Origin of the sequence: Pontibacter rugosus (genome assembly GCF_042678745.1) — a bacterium.
GTDB lineage: Bacteria > Bacteroidota > Bacteroidia > Cytophagales > Hymenobacteraceae > Pontibacter > Pontibacter rugosus.
Genome location: NZ_JBHTLD010000431.1, coordinates 1 through 1,168, shown reverse-complemented (window position 1 = coordinate 1,168; position 1,168 = coordinate 1). Strand labels below are relative to the sequence as shown.

The following is a 1,168-nucleotide window of genomic DNA, read 5'->3' as shown; positions in this document are numbered from 1 at the left end:
CATATTATTTTTACTATTTCTTTAAAAAGTACAGGAGAACAAACAAATCAAATTTGAGTAGTGCTTAAAGGAGAGGCTTTTCTTGAAACAAATATAAAATTATATGAAGTATAATCTGCTAGGCAAATCAGACTTAAAATTAAGTGAAGTGAGTTTTGGGTGTATGTCTTTAGGTGCTGACCAAACAGCCAATGCTAAGTTGTTGCACAGCGCTTTAGACGAAGGCATTAATTTCTTTGATACGGCAGACCTTTATGATAAAGGTGAAAACGAGGTAATGGTGGGTAAAGCGTTCTGTGGAATGCGGGAGCAGGTTGTTATTTCCACAAAAGTAGGTAACCAATGGCGAAGCGATGGCAGCGGATGGGATTGGAACCCAAGCAAATCATACATACTTAGCGCGGTAGATGCTAGTTTAAAGCGGCTCCGCACAGATTATATCGACCTCTACCAGCTCCACGGCGGCACCATAGACGATCCTATAGAAGAGACAATAGAAGCTTTTGAGCTGCTAAAGCAGCAAGGTAAAATCAGGCAATACGGCATTTCCTCCATCAGGCTAAATGTGATCAGGGAGTATGTGAGTCGTTCAGCTATAACAAGTGTGATGCTACAGTACAGCCTGCTGGATAGACGGCCAGAGGAGGAGATACTGCAACTGCTGCAGGAACATTCAATTGGAGTGTTAGCACGCGGTAGCCTGGCGCAGGGTCTTTTAGCCGGCAAACCAGCTAAGCCATACTTGGGCTATACAGCCGATGAGGTAATAAAAGCAGCTGAGGCCGTAAAGGCAGCTGGCGGAGAAAATCATAGTTCCGCTGTGGTAGCTGCGCAATTTGTGCTACATCACCCTGCCATCACTACAGCTGTGCTAGGAATTCGTACTTCAGCGCAATTAACAGATGCGCTGGATATAGCCAATTCTACTAGTGCTACAAAAGAAACTACAGAATACCTGAAGGAGATATTGGCTCCAAATAAGTATGAGCAACACCGCTAGTCTATACTGCTGTTATTTATACTTTCTTGATCCATTTCACATACCTTTTACAGTTCTGGAATAGCTAAGATTTTGCTTAAATTATAGAAAGCATGTTACTGTAGATTATACTATGGCTAACATGCTTTTTATTTGAGTTTAATTACGGCTTAACAAGTATATTAATAG

The 1,168-nt window shown here is 41.7% G+C and carries 1 protein-coding gene; it reads left to right on the top strand.

All coding sequences use genetic code 11. From position 1 onward, the window contains the following. The first annotated feature begins 103 nt into the window (after nucleotides 1–103). Nucleotides 104–1,000: an aldo/keto reductase gene (locus tag ACFQ2O_RS21735; RefSeq protein ID WP_377533025.1), complete on the top strand. Its 897-nt coding sequence runs from the start codon at nucleotides 104–106 to the stop codon at nucleotides 998–1,000. The last annotated feature ends 168 nt before the right edge of the window (nucleotides 1,001–1,168 follow it).

Excerpts from the sequence above, each read along its gene's own strand:
- ACFQ2O_RS21735 (WP_377533025.1), top strand. The coding sequence starts at position 104 with ATGAAGTATAATCTGCTAGGCAAATCAGACTTAAAATTAAGTGAAGTG.